Below are 16,028 nucleotides of genomic sequence, written 5' to 3'. Positions count from 1 at the left end.
GCGTGACCGGACGCTGGGAGTTCTGGATCGACCGGGGCGGCACCTTCACCGACGTCGTCGCCAGACGGCCGGACGGCGGCCTGGAGACGTGCAAGCTCCTCTCCCACGACCCGGGGCGCTACCGGGACGCCCCCGTCGAGGGCATCCGGCGCGTGCTGGGGCTGGACACCGGCGAACCCGTGCCCGGCGACCGGGTCTGCGTCGTCAAGATGGGCACCACGGTGGCCACCAACGCCCTCCTGGAACGCAAGGGCGAGCCGACCGTCCTGGTCGTCACCGAAGGCTTCCGCGACGCGCTGCGCATCGCGTACCAGAACCGGCCGCGGCTCTTCGACCGCGAGATCGTGCTCCCCGAGGCGCTGTACGAGCGCGTCATCGAGGTCCCCGAACGCGTCGACGCGCACGGCGCGGTCGTTCGTCCCCTCGATCCGGCCGCCACCGGCGCGGCCCTGCGCGAGGCGCGCCGGGACGGCCTGACGAGCGTCGCCGTCGTCCTGCTGCACGGCTACCGCCATCCCGCCCACGAGCAGGCCGTCGCGCGGGCGGCCCGCGAGGCCGGGTTCGACCAGATCAGCTGCTCCCACGAGGTGAGCCCGCTGATCAAGCTGGTCCCCCGCGGGGACACCACCGTGGTGGACGCGTACCTGTCGCCGGTCCTGCGCCGCTACGTGGACGAGGTGGCCGCGGAGCTGCGGGGCGTCCGGCTGATGTTCATGCAGTCCAATGGCGGGCTCCGCGAGGCCGGTCACTTCCGCGGCAAGGACGCCGTCCTGTCCGGCCCCGCCGGGGGAGTGGTCGGCATGGCCCGTACCTCGCGGCAGGCCGGGTTCGACCGGGTCGTCGGCTTCGACATGGGCGGTACCTCCACCGACGTCTCCCATTGGGCGGGCGAGCTGGAACGCGTCCTCGGCACCCAGGTGGCGGGCGTGCGGATGCGGGCGCCCATGATGAACATCCACACGGTGGCGGCGGGCGGCGGCTCGATCCTCCACTTCGACGGGCAGCGCTACCGGGTCGGCCCCGACTCCGCCGGCGCCGACCCCGGCCCCGCCTGTTACCGCCGCGGCGGCCCGCTGACCGTCACCGACGCCAATGTGATGCTCGGCCGTGTCCAGGCGGCGCACTTCCCGGCCGTCTTCGGCCCGGACGGCGACCAGCCGCTGAACACCGAGGCCGTCCGCGCGGGGTTCGCGCGGCTCGCCGACGAGGCCGCGGCCGCGACCGGCGACCGCCGCACCTCGGAGGAGGTCGCCGCGGGCTTCCTGGAGATCGCCGTCCTGAACATGGCCAACGCCGTCAAGAAGATCTCCGTGCAGCGCGGCCACGACATCACCCGCTACGCCCTCACCAGTTTCGGCGGAGCCGGCGGCCAGCACGCCTGCGCGGTCGCCGACGCCCTGTCCGTCGGCACCGTCCTGGTGCCCCCGCTGGCCGGGGTGCTGTCCGCGTACGGGATCGGCCTGGCGGACGCCACCGCCATGCGCGAGCGCTCCGTGGAGAGCCCGCTTCGCGAGGACGAGCTGCCCGCCCTGCGCGCGGTCCGCGACGAGCTCGACGGCCTGGCCCGCGCCCAACTGCGCGAGGACGGGGTCCCCGACGACAGCGTCGAGACCGTCACCCGCGTCCACGTCCGCTACGCGGGCACCGACGCCGCGCTGCCGGTCCCGTTCGGGACCGTCGACGCCATGCGCGGGGCCTTCACCGCCGACCACCGCGCCCGCTACGCCTTCACCATGGACAAGCCGCTGGTCGTCGAGGCGGTATCGGTGGAGGCGGTCGGCTCAGCGGGCCCGCCGGGCCGGCACTTCGTGGAGCAGCCGGCCCGGGAGGGCCCACTGCGGCCGGCCGCCGAGGTGTCGCTGTACGTGGAGGGCCGGCGCCGACGCAGCGCCTTGTTCCGCAGGGACGAGATGCGCCCGGGCGACACCATGGACGGGCCCGCCGTGATCGCCGAGGCCGACGCGACGACCGTCGTCGACCCCGGATGGCGGGCCGCGGTGGGCGAGCACGGCCACCTCCTGCTCACCCGGGTGCGACCGCGGCCCGGGCGGGTGGCGGTCGGGACCGAGGTCGACCCGGTGATGCTGGAGATCTTCAACAACCTCTTCATGTCGATCGCCGAGCAGATGGGCGTCCGACTGGAGAACACCGCCCACTCCGTCAACATCAAGGAGCGGCTGGACTTCTCCTGCGCCCTGTTCGACCCCGAGGGCAACCTCATCGCCAACGCCCCCCACATCCCCGTTCACCTGGGCTCCATGGGCGAGTCCATCAAGGAGGTACTGCGGCGGAACGAGGGCACCATGTGCCCGGGCGACGCCTACGCCGTCAACGACCCCTACCACGGGGGCACCCACCTGCCCGACGTCACCGTCGTCACCCCCGTCTTCGACGACGAGGGGAGGTCGCTGCTCTTCCTGGTCGCCTCGCGCGGCCACCACGCCGAGATCGGCGGCCTCACCCCCGGTTCGATGCCCGCCTTCAGCCGCACCGTGCACGAGGAGGGCGTCCTCTTCGACAACTGGCTCCTGGTGCGCGACGGCCGCCTGCGCGAGGAGGAGACCCGCGCCCTGCTCACGAGCGCCCCGTACCCCTCGCGCGACCCGGACACCAACATCGCCGACCTGCGCGCGCAGATCGCCGCGAACGAGAAGGGCATCGCCGAGCTGCGGCGCATGACCGCGCAGTTCGGCCTCGATGTCGTGCACGCCTACATGCAGCATGTACAGGACAACGCCGAGGAGTCCGTGCGGCGCATCGTCGCCGGTCTCGACGACGGCGATTGCGCGTACGAGACCGACAATGGCGCGGTCATCCGCGTCGCCGTCCGCGTCGACCGCGCGGCGCGCTCCGCCGTCCTGGACTTCACCGGCACCTCCCCGCAGCAGGAGGGCAACTTCAACGCGCCGCGCTCGGTGGTCATGGCCGCCGTGCTCTACGTCTTCCGCACCCTCGTCGCCGACGACATCCCGCTCAACAGCGGCTGCCTGAAACCCCTGGACGTCCGCGTCCCCGACGGTTCGATGCTCGCCCCGGAGTACCCGGCGGCCACCGTCGCGGGCAACGTGGAGACCTCCCAGGCCGTCACGGGGGCCCTGTACGCCGCGCTCGGCGTGCAGGCCGAGGGCTCCGGCACGATGAACAACGTCACCTTCGGCAATGACCGGGTGCAGTACTACGAGACGGTGGCCAGCGGTGCCGGGGCGGGCGAGGGCTTCGACGGCGCCGACGCCGTCCAGACCCACATGACCAACTCCCGGCTCACCGACCCCGAGATCCTCGAATGGCGCTACCCCGTCCGCGTCGACGGCTTCGCCCTGCGCGACGACAGCGGTGGCGACGGCCGGTGGCACGGGGGCCGGGGCGTCGTACGCCGCATCCGGTTCCTGGAACCCATGACGGTCGCCCTGCTCTCGGGCCACCGGCGAGTCCCCCCGTACGGCCTGGCGGGCGGTGGCCCCGGCGCCCTCGGCGAGAACCGGATCGAGCGTGCCGACGGCACCGTCACCCCGCTCGGCGGCGTCGACTGCGCCGACGTCGGGCCCGGTGACGTCCTGGTCGTGGCGACGCCCGGCGGGGGCGGCTACGGGGCCGCCGGAGGCTGAGCGGCACCGGACCCGGCGCTGCCCGGACCGCGCCGTTTGGGCCGTTGTCGGTCCGAGCGCCTAGTCTGTGCGTCGTGACCACGACCGTTCCGCACCAGCTCAGCGGCGGTGTCCGGCCCGCGCCGGGACCGGCCGCGGACGAGGGCCTGGCCCGCCGGCTCAAGGCCCTGGCCTGCACCGCGCCGCTGCACGACCTGGACGCGCGCAAGGCCAACCTCGCGGGCGAGTACTCGGTGTACGCGATGGCCGAGGTCGCCCTGGCCGCCATCGACCTGGTCACGCTCAACATGGACTTCGACACCGGCGCCGACCACGACCAGATAATCTCCCGGCTGCTGCCCCGCATCGCCGCCCAGGCCCCCGGCCGTCCCGCCGCCGAGCACGAGCGGGTGGGCCGCTGGGTCCTGGAGAACCTGATCAACGTCGGCAGCGTCGACCGCGGTTTCCGCGCCGTCTACGGCACCTTCGGCGCCGACGGGACGTACGTGCGCCGCGACTACGACTTCAAGCTGATCGAGGAGGTCCCGGGCCGCGACGGCACCGTCTACCTGCGCACCACCGACGAGGCCGTCAACGTGCTCGTCGGCGCCCTGGACACCGACGTGACCAGTGCCCAGATCGCCGCCGAGGTCAAGCTGGAGGTGCTGATCAACCGGGGCCGCCTGGCCGACGCTCAGCTCGCCGCGGAACAGGCCCGCTACCGCACCGTGCAGTACGCAGAGACGCTGCGCCGCACCCTGGACGCCACGCGCCGCAACGTCCGGGCCGTCGACTGGGTCCGCGCCGTCCCCGACATGATCGCTGAGGCGCTCGACCACGTCGCCGACCGCTACCGGCACGAGAACGCCATCCTGACCAACATCCGCAAGGCCAGGGACGAGTCGGAGGACCCGGAGCACAAGCGCCGCGCCGCAGAGCTCGTCGACATCGTCAAGGACTGCATCCGACGCCACACCCAGCTGCAGTCCCGGCTGCTGGAAGCCGGGCCGATCTTCCGCGCCGAGCAGGACCGGCAGGCTTTCGCCGCGCCGCGCGGCGGCGCCCTCGTCGGCATGCTCGACCTGTACGGGCAACTGGTCGCGCCGGTCCTGCCGCTCCCGGTGGAGCAGGCCACCCGGGTCACCGACGCCTGGTTCGCCCGCGGCACGGGCCTGCGCACCCCGGCCTCGGTCCGCGTCACGGACCTCGTGGACGCCCTGCTCACCCCGCCGGTGGAGCGCGAGCACCTCGGCGCCGAGATGCCCGAGCCCGACCTCGTCGCCACCCCGGACGACAGCCGGTTCAGCGAGGAGCAGCTCGAGACCGCGCTGGAGCTCCTCGAACTGCCGCACGACGCCCCCCGCCGGCTGTCCGGGCTGCTCGCCGAGGCCCGCCGCCTCGACCCCGAACTGCCCTATCTGGTCGCCCTGCTGGCCGTGCACGCGGCCAGCCCGCCGGTGGGCACCGCCTACCGCCAGGGCGAGGAGCGGCTGCTGTTCGCCGTGGACGACGGCACCGAGCTGGACGACCCCGAGTTCGGCGGCGCCGACCTGATCGTGGGCACGGCCCGGCTGGACGCCGCCGGGATGGCCGCCGAGCGGTCCGAGGTGGCGTGACGATGAGCGAACCGACCATCCGTACCGAGGAGACAACCCCGTGAGCGACCACCGCGACGGCGAGAGCACACAGCCGCCCGCCGCGGCCCCCGGCCCGGCGGCCGTCACCCCTGGCGACGCCGCGGACGCCGCCCGCCTGGTCTCCTTCGGTCTCCAGCCGAAGCTGCTGCCCGCGCGCGACGCCGAGTACGCCGAGCTGATCCGCCGCTACCGCGAGGAGCCGCTGTTCTCGCGCCTGGCGGACGCCGTGGCCACCGGGCTCGGCCTGGTCGTGCTGGAGGTCTCGCCCCGGGCCGGCATGGCGCTGGCCGCCGGTGAGGACTCGGTCTTCGCCGTCCGCATGGGCGACTACTCGCGCCGCGCCGCCTCCGACGCGGGGGACCGCTTCCTTCACGGGCTCGCCCACCTCGCCACCGCCGCCATGGCCTTCCCACGTCCGGAGGACCTCGCCGACGACGCCTACATCGGCCGCGTCACCGTCAACGGCGTCGACGGCTTCCTGCGCCAGGCCTGCCGCAGGCTGGAGGCACGGGCCGAGGAGCAGGGCGAGAACACCGACCCGGCCAGCGACGCCCCCGGCCTGGAGGCCGCCTGGCGGGTCTACGTGCGCCGCAGCTCCACCGGCGCCACCAAGGACGCCCGGCGCCTGGCGGGCTCCACCACCGGCATCGTGGGCAAGGCCGTCTCCTTCCTCGTCGACTCCGGTTTCCTGCAGCGCACGGGCGACGAGTCGGGCGGCACCTACCGCACCACCGCCCGCTATCAGCTCCAGGTGCGCGACATGGCGGGCAGCGCCGCCATGGCCGAACTCCTCGACCTGGGCATCGTGCCCCGGGCCGGTGACTCGGCGGCGCTGATGCCGGCGGAGGAGGGCGAGGACCTCGGCCTCGTGGCCGGAGCCGGCCTGCCCTTCCATTCCTGAAGCCGCGGCCCGCACCGACACCCGCCCCCGGATCCTGCCGATCCACCCGCACCTGCCGACCACAGACCACCACGACGAGAGCCCCCCATGTACGAGCTGTCCCGGGTCCGCCTCTACTCCATCGGGCCTGCCGGTGCGCGCTACGCCGACACCGTGCTGGACCTGCGCGGAGTCGGCGAGCCCGTGCCGCAACCTGCCCCCGCCCAGGCGGAGTTCTTCGAGGACGAGCCGACGGGCCCGCCGCGCCGTCCGGCACCGGCCGGAGTGCTGTTCCTGGAGAACGGCGGCGGCAAGTCCGTCCTGCTCAAGCTGATCTTCTCGGTCATGCTGCCCGGACACCGCAACACCCTGGGCGGCGCCAGCTCCGGCGTGCTCCGCAAGTTCCTGCTGGCCGACGACTGCGGACACGTCGCCCTGGAGTGGCAGCACACGGTCACCGGCGAGCTGGTCGTCGTCGGCAAGGTCAGCGAGTGGCGCGGCCGCCAGGTCTCCTCCGACCCGCGCAAGTTCGCCGAGGCCTGGTACTCCTTCCGGCCCGGCCCGGGGCTCGGCCTGGACTCGCTGCCCGTGGCCGAGTCCACCGCCGTCCGGCCGTCCGCCGAGGGTGCCTCGGGCGCCCGCGGCCGCCGCCGCACCATGAAGGGCTTCCGCGACGCCCTGACCGACGCCGGGCGCTACTACCCGCACCTGGAGGTGATGTGGGAGGAGATCCACGACCGGTGGAACGAGCACCTCGGCGAGCTCGGCCTCGACCCCGAACTCTTCCGCTACCAGCGGGAGATGAACGCCGACGAAGGTGAGGCGGCCGGTCTCTTCGCGGTGAAGAAGGACTCCGACTTCACCGACCTCCTGCTGCGCGCGGTCACCGACACCCGGGACACCGACGGTCTCGCCGACCTCGTGCACGGCTTCGCCGGCAAACTGGGCCGCCGGGCCGAGCTCACCGCGGAGCGCGACTTCACCGCGGGCTCCCTCGAACTGCTCGGCCGCATCGTCGACACCACCGCCGCCCGGGATCAGGCACGCGGCGTCCACGCCCAGTCCGAGCGCCGCACCCGTGCCCTGGCCCGCAGGCTCTCCGCGCGCGCCCGCGAGGAGCGGGGCCGCGCCGCCGAACTGGCCCAGGAGACGGCCCGCGCCGCGCACACCGTCACCGACGCCGAGGCCGCCCGCGGCCGCAGCGCCCTCGTCGCCGCCGAACTCGCCTACCGGCACGCCTCGCTGGCCCTGGCCGCCGGCGAGAAGAGCGCCACCGCGCTGCGCCGCGAGCTCAACGACGCCCGTACGCTGCAGTCCGCCTGGCAGGCCGCGGAGATCGTGCTGCGGCACCGGGCCGCCGCCGACCGCCTGGCCCGGGTCACCGCCGCCATCCACGAGGCGGAACGCGACGCCGCACCGGCCCTCGCGGCCCGTACGAAGGCCGCGGGCGACCTCGTCCGTGCCCTGCGGGCCGCCGCGGACACCGCCGACGAGCGGGCGGACGCGGAGGAGGAGCGCTCCGCGGGACTCCAGGCCCGGTCCGAGGCGGCGCACCGCGACGCCACCGCCGCCGCGACGCAGGCGCAGCGCGCCCGCAGCGAGTCCGGGCACCTGGTGCAGCGGCTGGCGGAGGTGGAGCAGGAGACCGCGGAGGCGGTCCGGGCCGGCTGGCTGGACGACTCCGCCCCCGACGCCGACCCCGCCCGCGCCGCACTGGAGGCCTCCGACGCCGAGAAGGCCGCCTCGACCGCGGCGGAGGCCGCCCGTGACGCCGCCCGCCGGGCCGGTGACCGGGCCCGGGAGGCCGCGGCCGCCGACGCGCGTGCCGAGTTGTCCGCCGCCCGCGCGGCCGACGCCCTCGCCGCGGCCGAGGCAGCCCACGCCGCCGAGTCACGCGTCGCGGACGCCCTCGCGGCCGAGCCCCGCCTCGCCGAACTGCTGAGCCTGCCGCCCGCACAGGCTCCCCGGACCGTCCTGGCGGCCGGCACCGCGGAAGACGCGGCGGAAGACACCGCCGGGGACCGTGGCCCCGCCGTCCCCGCCCAGGCCTCCGCGGCCCGGCGCGGCGCACCCGCGGCCGGACGGCGTCCCGCCGGGCAGGGCCCGCTGACCGCGGCCGAGCTCGACACCTTCGCGGAGTCGCTGCAGGAGATGCTGGACGGGGCGGTGGCCTCCGCCGAGCGGCAGCTGTTCGACCTGCGCACCGCCGCCGCCGACGACGCCCGCATCCTGGCCGCGCTCGGCGACGGCGGGCTGCTGCCGCCGGGCCCCGACGTCCTGGCCACCGTCGAGTACCTGGGCGAGCACGGCATCCCCGCCCTCCCCGGCTGGCGGTACCTCGCCCAGGCCGTCGCCCCGGCAGACCACGCCGCCGTGCTCGCCGCGCGCCCGGAGCTGGTGGACGGCGTGGTCGTCACCGACCCGCAGAGCTACCTACGGGCCCGCGAGGTGCTGGCGCAGGCGGCCCTGCTGCCGCGGTCGACCGTCACGGTCGGCACGGCGGCGGCGCTGCTCGCCCCGCCGCCCCCGGCGGGCACCGAGCCCGAGCTCTTCCTCGTCCCGCCCAACCCCGCCATGCACGACGAACTGGCCGCCGACGGCGAGCGGCAGGAGCTGCGCGCCCGTGCGACCGCCCGCGAGGAGGACATCCGCGGCCTCGCCGCCCGTCTGGCCGCGGATCGCACGTTGGCCGCCCGGCTCTCCTCCTGGCGATCCGGCTGCCCGAGCGGCCGGCTCGCCGAACTCGCCGCGGCAGTGGAGGCCGCCCGGGAGACCGCGGCCGCCGCCCGAGAGGAACTGGCCGAGGCACGCTCCGTACGGATGGAGGCCGAGGAGGCCGCAGCCGAGGCGACCGCCCTGCGTGACGAGCGCCAGGAAGTGGCGCAGCAGGCCCGGCGGGCCGCCGACGCGCTCGCCGGTCTCGCCTTCCGGCTGCGCGAGCGGGCCAACTGGCAGCGCAGGACGAGGGAACTGGCCGAGGACGCCGCGGAGGCCGAGACCCGCGCCGAGGCGTGCCTGACCCTGGCCCGTGCCGCCGACGAGGACCGCCGGGCCGCCCAGCGCGCGGCGGACGACGCGCGCCGCACCGCGCGTGTGCTCCGCGCCGAGCGCTCGGAGATCACCGGCGCCCCCGACGAGGCCCTCGAGGACGAGGACGGCGCCGGGGAGCCGGCCGGCTCGCTGCCCGCCCTGCGCGAGGCCTACCGCGCCGCCTCCCAGGTGTACGAGAAGGTGGGCGTCGGCGCCGACCTGCGGGCCGAGCAGGCCCGCGCAGAGAGCACCGAGCAGTCCGCGCTCGCCGAACTGGAGCGCCTCACCAACAAGGTGCGCACCCGGGCCGGCCGGCTGCTGGAGGGCCCGGACGGCGCCGACGGACCCGCCCGGCAGGCCGCGGCCGCTCGCGCCGAACAGCTGGTGGCGACCCTCGACTCCCGCGCCTCCGCGGCCAGCGAGCAGCTCGGCCGGCTGCGCGGCGAGGCCGAGCGGCACGCCCCGGCGGACGGCGAGGCGCACACCGAGCTCCCCGAGGAGCTGCTGCCCCGCGATGCCGAGCACGCCCAGGAGCTGCTGCGCGGCGCCAACGGCGAACTGGCCGCCCGGACCGAGGCGCTGGGCCACGCCCGGGACGTCCACGGCGACCTGGTCCGCGCGCACCGCGCTGCCGAGGACGCGGCGACCGGCTTCGACGAACTCGCGGCGCTGCTGCGGGACCTGCTCCGCGACGGCGATCGGCAGCCCGAGGACGGCGAGGAGGAGCCCGAGCCGCACTCCGGCTCCCTGGAGGAGGCCAGGTCCGCCGTCGCCGAGGCCCGCCGCAGCCTGCGCGGCTGCGCTGCCGACCTGTCGGCGGCCGAGTCGCAGCTGCGCGAGTCCTGCGACGTCCTCGTACGGCACGCCAACGCGACCCGCTACGAGCAGGTGCGCACCCCGGCCCGCCAGCAGATCCGCGAACTGCCCGGCTCCGCGCTGCCCGAGCACGCGGCGGCCTGGCACGCCGCCTTCGCGCCGCGGCTGCGCGTCCTGACCGACGAGCTGGAGCAACTGGAGCGCAACCGCGACAGCATCGTGGACCGGCTGCGAGGCATGGTGGAGTCCTCGCTGGCCACCCTGCGGTCCGCGCAGCGGCTGTCCCGGCTGCCGGAGGGCCTGGGAGAGTGGTCGGGACAGGAGTTCCTGCGGATCCGTTTCGACGACCCGGACCACGCGGCGCTCAACGAGCGGCTCGGCGCCGTGATCGACGAGGCGACGCGGGCGGCCGTCCGCAAGAATTCCGACCTGCGCCGGGACGGCATGTCGTTGCTGCTGCGCGGGGTCGCGGCCGCCCTCGAACCCGAGGGCGTGGCCGTGGAGATCCTCAAACCGGACGCCGTGCTGCGCGCCGAGCGCGTCCCCGTCGGGCAGATGGGCGACGTCTTCTCCGGCGGCCAGCTGCTCACCGCCGCCATCGCGCTGTACTGCACGATGGCCGCGCTGCGCAGCAACGACCGTGGCAGGGACCGGCACCGGCACGCGGGCACGCTCTTCCTCGACAACCCGATCGGCCGCGCCAACGCCACCTATCTGCTGGAGCTGCAGCGCGCGGTCGCCGACGCGCTGGGCGTCCAGCTGATCTACACCACGGGTCTGTTCGACACCACGGCGCTCGCCGAGTTCCCGCTGGTCGTACGGCTGCGCAACGACGCGGATCTGCGTGCGGGCCTGAAGTACATCAGCGTCGAGGAGCACCTGCGGCCCGGACTCCCCGTCCGGGACCCGGAGTCCGAGCCGGTGCACGGCGAGATCACGGCGACGCGGATGTTCCGCCGCCCTGCGGAGCAGCCGGCCCCGCAGGGCGGCTGACCCCCGGCTGATCCGCCTCCAGGGCCGTCCGGGCCCTGGAGGCGGCGCCGGTCAGGCGGTACGGGCGTCGGTGCCCGGCAGGTGCCGGCGGCGGGCGGCGCCGCGGGCCGCGGCCCGGGCCCGCCGTCGTTCCCGCCGGCGCTCGCGGCGCAGCCTGCGGGCCGCGCTGCTCGGACTGGACACCACGCCGTTGCGCTGGTTCCAGACCTGGCGGGTGATCCACACGTCCAGCACCGCCCAGGTGGCGACGACGGCGAAGGCTATGGCGGTGAGCGTCGCCGGCGCCGCGAGCCAGGACTTCCCGGCCGCCCCCAGCATGGCGATCACCGCGGCGATCAATGTCAGCGAGACGACGAGCCCGGCCCGCACGGCCGCCCGGCGCACCGGGTCGGGCATGCGCGGTCGTCCCATGGGCTCCTCGACCCACAACGGCCGCCGGGTCCTGCGCGGCGGAATGTCGCGATCCAGTGCGTCCTCTACAAGGTCGTCCATGAAATCCGCTCCCCTGCGGGATACCGGTGATGCGGCGCCGGATCCCCGATGTCCGACTCCAGAGTGGCTGCCCGGTTTCCGCCGATGAATGCCCTCCGCATTCCGGAGCGCCCCTCCCCTCCTGTTCTTACGACGGAGAGGCCCCGCGGGTTCCCTGTGCGGTGCATTTCGGCCAGCCGTGCCGGCTGTTCATTCGCACGAATCGGGTCGTCCCGGGGCAAGGGCGGAAGGAGGGCTTTCGGATTGGTCATCGGGCAGTAGTAGGCTCGCGCCGTTTGCAGTCGGAACACGACAGCCCTTGACCGGGTTTGACGTTGGGGAGGCCATGCGCTTTCGCGGTACGACGATCCGGCGGAAGATCGTGGCACTGCTGCTCATTCCGCTGGTGTCCCTCACGGCCATCTGGGCCTTCGCCGCGACCTTGACCGGGCGTCAGGTCTGGGGCCTCTTCGGCATCGAGCAGACCGTCAACGCACTCGGGTACCCGGTCGAGGACAGCATCCAGGCGCTCCAGCAGGAACGCCGTTCCGCCATGCTCTACTTGGCCGATCCTCGACGGTCCGACGCTCGTGGCACCCTGCTGGCCCGGGAGCGCGAGACGGACAAGGTGATCGCGCGGCTGCGCGGCAACGCGGCCTCCGGCGCCAACCGGGAACGGCTGGCCCCCGACGCGCTGCGCCGGCTCGACCTGGTCGTCCGCGGGTTCGGCGGCCTGGAGACGCTGCGCGGCAAGGTCGGCAAGGGCGCCATCAGCCGCAACGACGCCTTCGGCGCGTACAGCGGCCTCTTCGATCCGGCCTACGCGTTCCTGGACTCGCTGAACCCGCTCAACAATGTCGCCATCGACAAGCAGGGCCGCGCCCTCATCCAGGTCACCCGGGCCCGTGAGGCGATCAGCCAGGAGGACGCCCTCATGGTGGCGGCCATCGCGGCGGGCCGCATGAGTGCCCCCGAGATGCGCTCCTTCACCTTCGCCGTCGCCGAGCAGCGTGCCTACTACGCCGACAACCTCCACCTGCTGACCGACGACGAGCGCGCGATCTACGACGCCTACTGGGCAGGGCCCTCCGGCCGCGCCCTGCGCGCCGCCGAGGACGCGGTCATCTCCGCCGGCGCGTCCGGCGCCCCCCGGGCCGCCGACCGTGTGTCCTGGCAGACCACGGCCACCACAGCGCTGACCGACCTCGACCGCATGGGCGTCGAGGCCGGCGACCTGCACAAGAAGCGCGCCGAACCGATCGGCATGCGGCTGGTCGCCGTCGCCGCGGTCGCCGGTGGCCTCGGCCTGGTCGCGGTCGCCGCCTCCGTCATCGTCTCCATACGCATCGGCCGCAGCCTGATCCGCGACCTGTCCCGGCTCCGCAAGGAGGCGCAGGAGGTCTCCGGCACCCGCCTGCCGCGCGTCATGCGCCGTCTCGCCGCGGGCGAGGAGGTCGACGTCGAGACCGAGGCGCCGCGGCTGGACTACCCCGACGACGAGGTCGGCCAGGTCGGCAAGGCCGTCAACACCCTGCAACGGGCGGCCGTCGAGGCCGCCGTGCGCCAGGCCGAGATGCGCCGCGGCGTCTCCGAGGTCTTCGTGAACCTCGCCCGCCGCAGCCAGGTGCTGCTGCACCGCCAGCTCACCCTGCTGGACACCATGGAGCGGCGCACCGAGGACCCGCAGGAACTCGCCGACCTCTTCCGCCTCGACCACATGACCACCCGCATGCGCCGCCACGCCGAGGGCCTGGTGATCCTCTCCGGCGCCGTGCCGTCCCGGCAGTGGCGCAAGCCGGTGCAGCTGATGGACGTGGTTCGGGCGGCCGTCGCCGAGGTCGAGGACTACGAGCGGGTCGACGTGCGCCGGCTGCCGCGGCTCGCCGTCGCCGGCCACGCCGTCGCCGACCTCACCCACCTCATCGCCGAACTCATCGAGAACGCCACCGTTTTCTCGCCCCCGCACACGAGCGTCCAGGTGCACGGCGAGTCCGTCGCCAACGGCTTCGTCCTGGAGATCGACGACCGCGGCCTCGGTCTCACCCCCGACGCCATGCTGGAGGCCAACCTCCGCCTCACCGAGACCCCCGAGTTCGAGCTCTCCGACACCGACCGGCTCGGCCTGTTCGTCGTCAGCCGGCTCGCCCAGCGTCAGGGCGTCCGCGTCTCGCTGCGCCAGTCCCCGTACGGCGGCACCACGGCCGTGGTGCTCGTCCCGGCGTCGTTGTTCGACGAGTCCGGCGAGGACCAGCCGGAGGTGCCCCAGGGCGAGGCCGCCGCAAAGACCGCCGCCGCGGAGACAGGAGCGCCGTCCGAGCGGGACGAGCCGCGGGTCGCACCCATGCCGGCCGCCACCGAGCACAGCTTCCGCCAGTGGGGCCTGGTCCCGGAGCCGGACGACGAGCCGCGCGAGCACCGGCCGCACCTCCCCGCGACCGAAGGGAAGCCGGCGCCGGCGGCCGCACGCGACGCCGCACCGGGCGACGCGCCCACGATCCTGCCGCGCCGCCGCCGCACCCCGGTCCTGGTCGCCGAGAACGGCCGCCCGGTCGGCGAGGCGCCCCCGCCCGCCGAGCCCGCACCGGGGGAGGAGCCCGGACCCGCCGCCGGACTGCCTCGGCGGGTCCGCCAGGCCAGCCTCGCCCCGCAGCTGCGCAGCGACTCCACCACCACCCGGACACGCACCGCCGCCACCGGCGGCGCGGACGGCGACGGCGGGGACGAGCGCTCGCCCGAGGAGGTGCGCGACCGCATGGCCTCACTGCAGCGCGGATGGCTGCGCGGCCGCGCGGACACCGCCGACGACCTCGGCACCGACGGCACCGACGACGTCCGCCCCGCCGACCGCCCGGGAACCGACCCGGCGGAGCGAGCGGGCGGCAGCACAACCGGATCCACCACGGAGGGGAACGGTCCATGACCGCACCATCGAGCCCGACCCGCGAGCTCAGCTGGCTTCTCGACGAACTGGTCGGCCGCGTGGCCAGCATCCGCAAGGCGCTGGTGCTCTCCAGCGACGGCCTGGCCACCGGCGCGTCCGAGGGCCTCACCCGTGAGGACGCCGAGCACCTCGCCGCCGTCGCCTCCGGCTTCCACAGCCTCGCCAAGGGCGTCGGACGGCACTTCGAGGCCGGCAAGGTCCGGCAGACCCTCGTGGAGCTGGACGAGGCCTTCCTGTTCGTCACCGCCGCGGGTGACGGCAGCTGCCTGGCCGTGCTCGCCGACGCCGACTCCGACGTCGGTCAGGTCGCCTACGAGATGGCGCTGCTGGTGAAGCGGGTGGGCGTGCACCTCGCGACCGCCCCGCGCACCGACGACGACGCGCCGCAGGCGGTGTGACGGGAACGTCATGACTTCCGAAGCGGACCGCTGGTACGACGACGACGCCGGGCCCGTGGTGCGGCCCTACGCCATGACGCGCGGCCGTACCAGCCACGCCGCGGAAGCCCGGCTCGACCTGATCGCCCTGGTCGTCGCCGAGTCCCGCACCGCGGACGACGACGCGGACGTCGACCGCACCCTGTCGCCCGAGCACCTCGACATCGTCGAGCTGTGCCAGGAGCAGCCGATGTCGGTCGCCGAGCTGGCGGCCGACCTCGACCTGCCCGTGGGCGTCGTCAGGGTGCTCATCGGCGACGTCCTGGAGGCCGGGCTGGTCCACGTCACCCGGCCCGTCCCGCCGGCGGAGCTGCCCGACGCGGGGCTGCTCCGCGACGTGATCGACGGCCTGCGCGCGCTGTGAACCCGCCCGGGAGCCCCGCGGGCACCGTCACGCCGGTGCCGCCGGGCTCCCGGGCCCGGACCGAGGGGCCGCCACGAGGGGCCGCCACGAGGGGCGCCGCGCGACCGCCGGGTGGGGCCGCTGACGGGTAACGGCCCGTGGACCACTGCCAATTGCCCGCTCGCATCGTAGTAATGTTCCACTGCCACAGCTGATCCCGCGACGCAGTCCCTAGGACCCAGGATGCCTCTGACCTGTGTAAACGGCACGACCGGAGGAGTGAGTCATGGCCTTCGGACGCTCTGAACGCCGTCCTTCCCCCGTCGAGCCCGTCACGCTGAAGATCCTGGTGGCGGGCGGCTTCGGCGTGGGTAAGACCACGCTTGTCGGCGCGGTCAGCGAGATCCGTCCGCTGCGCACCGAGGAGACGCTCAGCGAGGCCGGGCGGCCCGTCGACGACACCGCGGGCGTCGAGGCCAAGCGCACCACCACCGTGGCCATGGACTTCGGCCGGATCACCCTCCGCGACGACCTGGTGCTCTACCTGTTCGGCACGCCGGGCCAGGACCGCTTCTGGTTCCTGTGGGACGAGCTGGCGCAAGGTGCCCTGGGTGCGGTCGTCCTCGCGGACACCCGGCGCCTGGAGGACTGCTTCTCCGCGGTCGACTATTTCGAGCGCCGCGGCATCCCCTTCGCCGTGGCCGTCAACATCTTCGACGGGGCCGAGCGGCACCCGGCCGAGACGGTGCGCGACGCGCTCGACCTCGACCCCGAGGTGCCGCTGGTGATGTGCGACGCGCGGGACCGCGCCTCGGCGAAGAAGGTGCTGATCACCGTGGTCGAGCACGCGGCCCAGGTGGCCGGCGACCGCCGGGCGGCCGCCGCCAACTGAGCCG

General features: G+C 74.7%; 9 protein-coding genes. 8 read left to right on the top strand and 1 reads right to left on the bottom strand.

Annotated features, from left to right (window positions below):
- Positions 1–2 precede the first annotated feature (2 nt).
- From AC3EUJ_RS22330 to AC3EUJ_RS22315, 4 genes are all read left to right on the top strand, one after another.
- Positions 3–3,605: a hydantoinase B/oxoprolinase family protein gene (locus tag AC3EUJ_RS22330; RefSeq protein WP_431964024.1), complete on the top strand. Its 3,603-nt coding sequence runs from the start codon at positions 3–5 to the stop codon at positions 3,603–3,605.
- A gap of 74 nt (positions 3,606–3,679) precedes the next feature.
- Entirely contained in the window at positions 3,680–5,200 is a 1,521-nt protein-coding gene (locus AC3EUJ_RS22325) for a hypothetical protein (protein ID WP_431964022.1), read from the top strand.
- Positions 5,201–5,240: 40 nt separating this feature from the next.
- The gene (locus tag AC3EUJ_RS22320) at positions 5,241–6,122 is read left to right on the top strand and encodes a hypothetical protein (protein WP_431964020.1); all 882 of its coding nucleotides are present in this window, start codon (positions 5,241–5,243) and stop codon (positions 6,120–6,122) included.
- A gap of 87 nt (positions 6,123–6,209) precedes the next feature.
- On the top strand, positions 6,210–10,940 hold the full coding sequence (locus tag AC3EUJ_RS22315; protein WP_431964018.1) for a hypothetical protein: 4,731 nt from the start codon (positions 6,210–6,212) through the stop codon (positions 10,938–10,940).
- Between the two features lie 51 nt (positions 10,941–10,991).
- Here AC3EUJ_RS22315 and AC3EUJ_RS22310 read toward each other — a convergent pair whose 3' ends face one another.
- Entirely contained in the window at positions 10,992–11,432 is a 441-nt protein-coding gene (locus tag AC3EUJ_RS22310) for a hypothetical protein (protein ID WP_431964016.1), read from the bottom strand.
- Between the two features lie 325 nt (positions 11,433–11,757).
- Here AC3EUJ_RS22310 and AC3EUJ_RS22305 point away from each other — a divergent pair, with 325 nt between their 5' ends.
- The 4 genes from AC3EUJ_RS22305 (at position 11,758) to AC3EUJ_RS22290 (ending at position 16,024) form a co-directional block, all read left to right on the top strand.
- Positions 11,758–14,331: a sensor histidine kinase gene (locus AC3EUJ_RS22305; RefSeq protein WP_431964014.1), complete on the top strand. Its 2,574-nt coding sequence runs from the start codon at positions 11,758–11,760 to the stop codon at positions 14,329–14,331.
- Complete coding sequence (locus AC3EUJ_RS22300; protein WP_431964012.1) at positions 14,328–14,750, top strand: roadblock/LC7 domain-containing protein; 423 nt, start codon at positions 14,328–14,330, stop codon at positions 14,748–14,750. The genes AC3EUJ_RS22305 and AC3EUJ_RS22300 overlap by 4 nt, the downstream gene beginning before the upstream one ends.
- A 10-nt stretch (positions 14,751–14,760) precedes the next feature.
- Positions 14,761–15,153 carry a DUF742 domain-containing protein gene (locus AC3EUJ_RS22295; protein ID WP_431964010.1) on the top strand — a complete coding sequence of 131 codons (393 nt, stop codon included), beginning with the start codon at positions 14,761–14,763 and terminating at the stop codon, positions 15,151–15,153.
- 265 nt (positions 15,154–15,418) lie between these two features.
- Positions 15,419–16,024 carry a GTP-binding protein gene (locus AC3EUJ_RS22290; RefSeq protein ID WP_431964008.1) on the top strand — a complete coding sequence of 202 codons (606 nt, stop codon included), beginning with the start codon at positions 15,419–15,421 and terminating at the stop codon, positions 16,022–16,024.
- The last annotated feature ends 4 nt before the right edge of the window (positions 16,025–16,028 follow it).

It is taken from the genome of Actinacidiphila sp. bgisy160 (genome assembly GCF_057707815.1).
The sequence above is the reverse complement of the archived record's forward strand: the minus strand, read 5'-3'. Positions and strand labels throughout refer to the sequence as shown.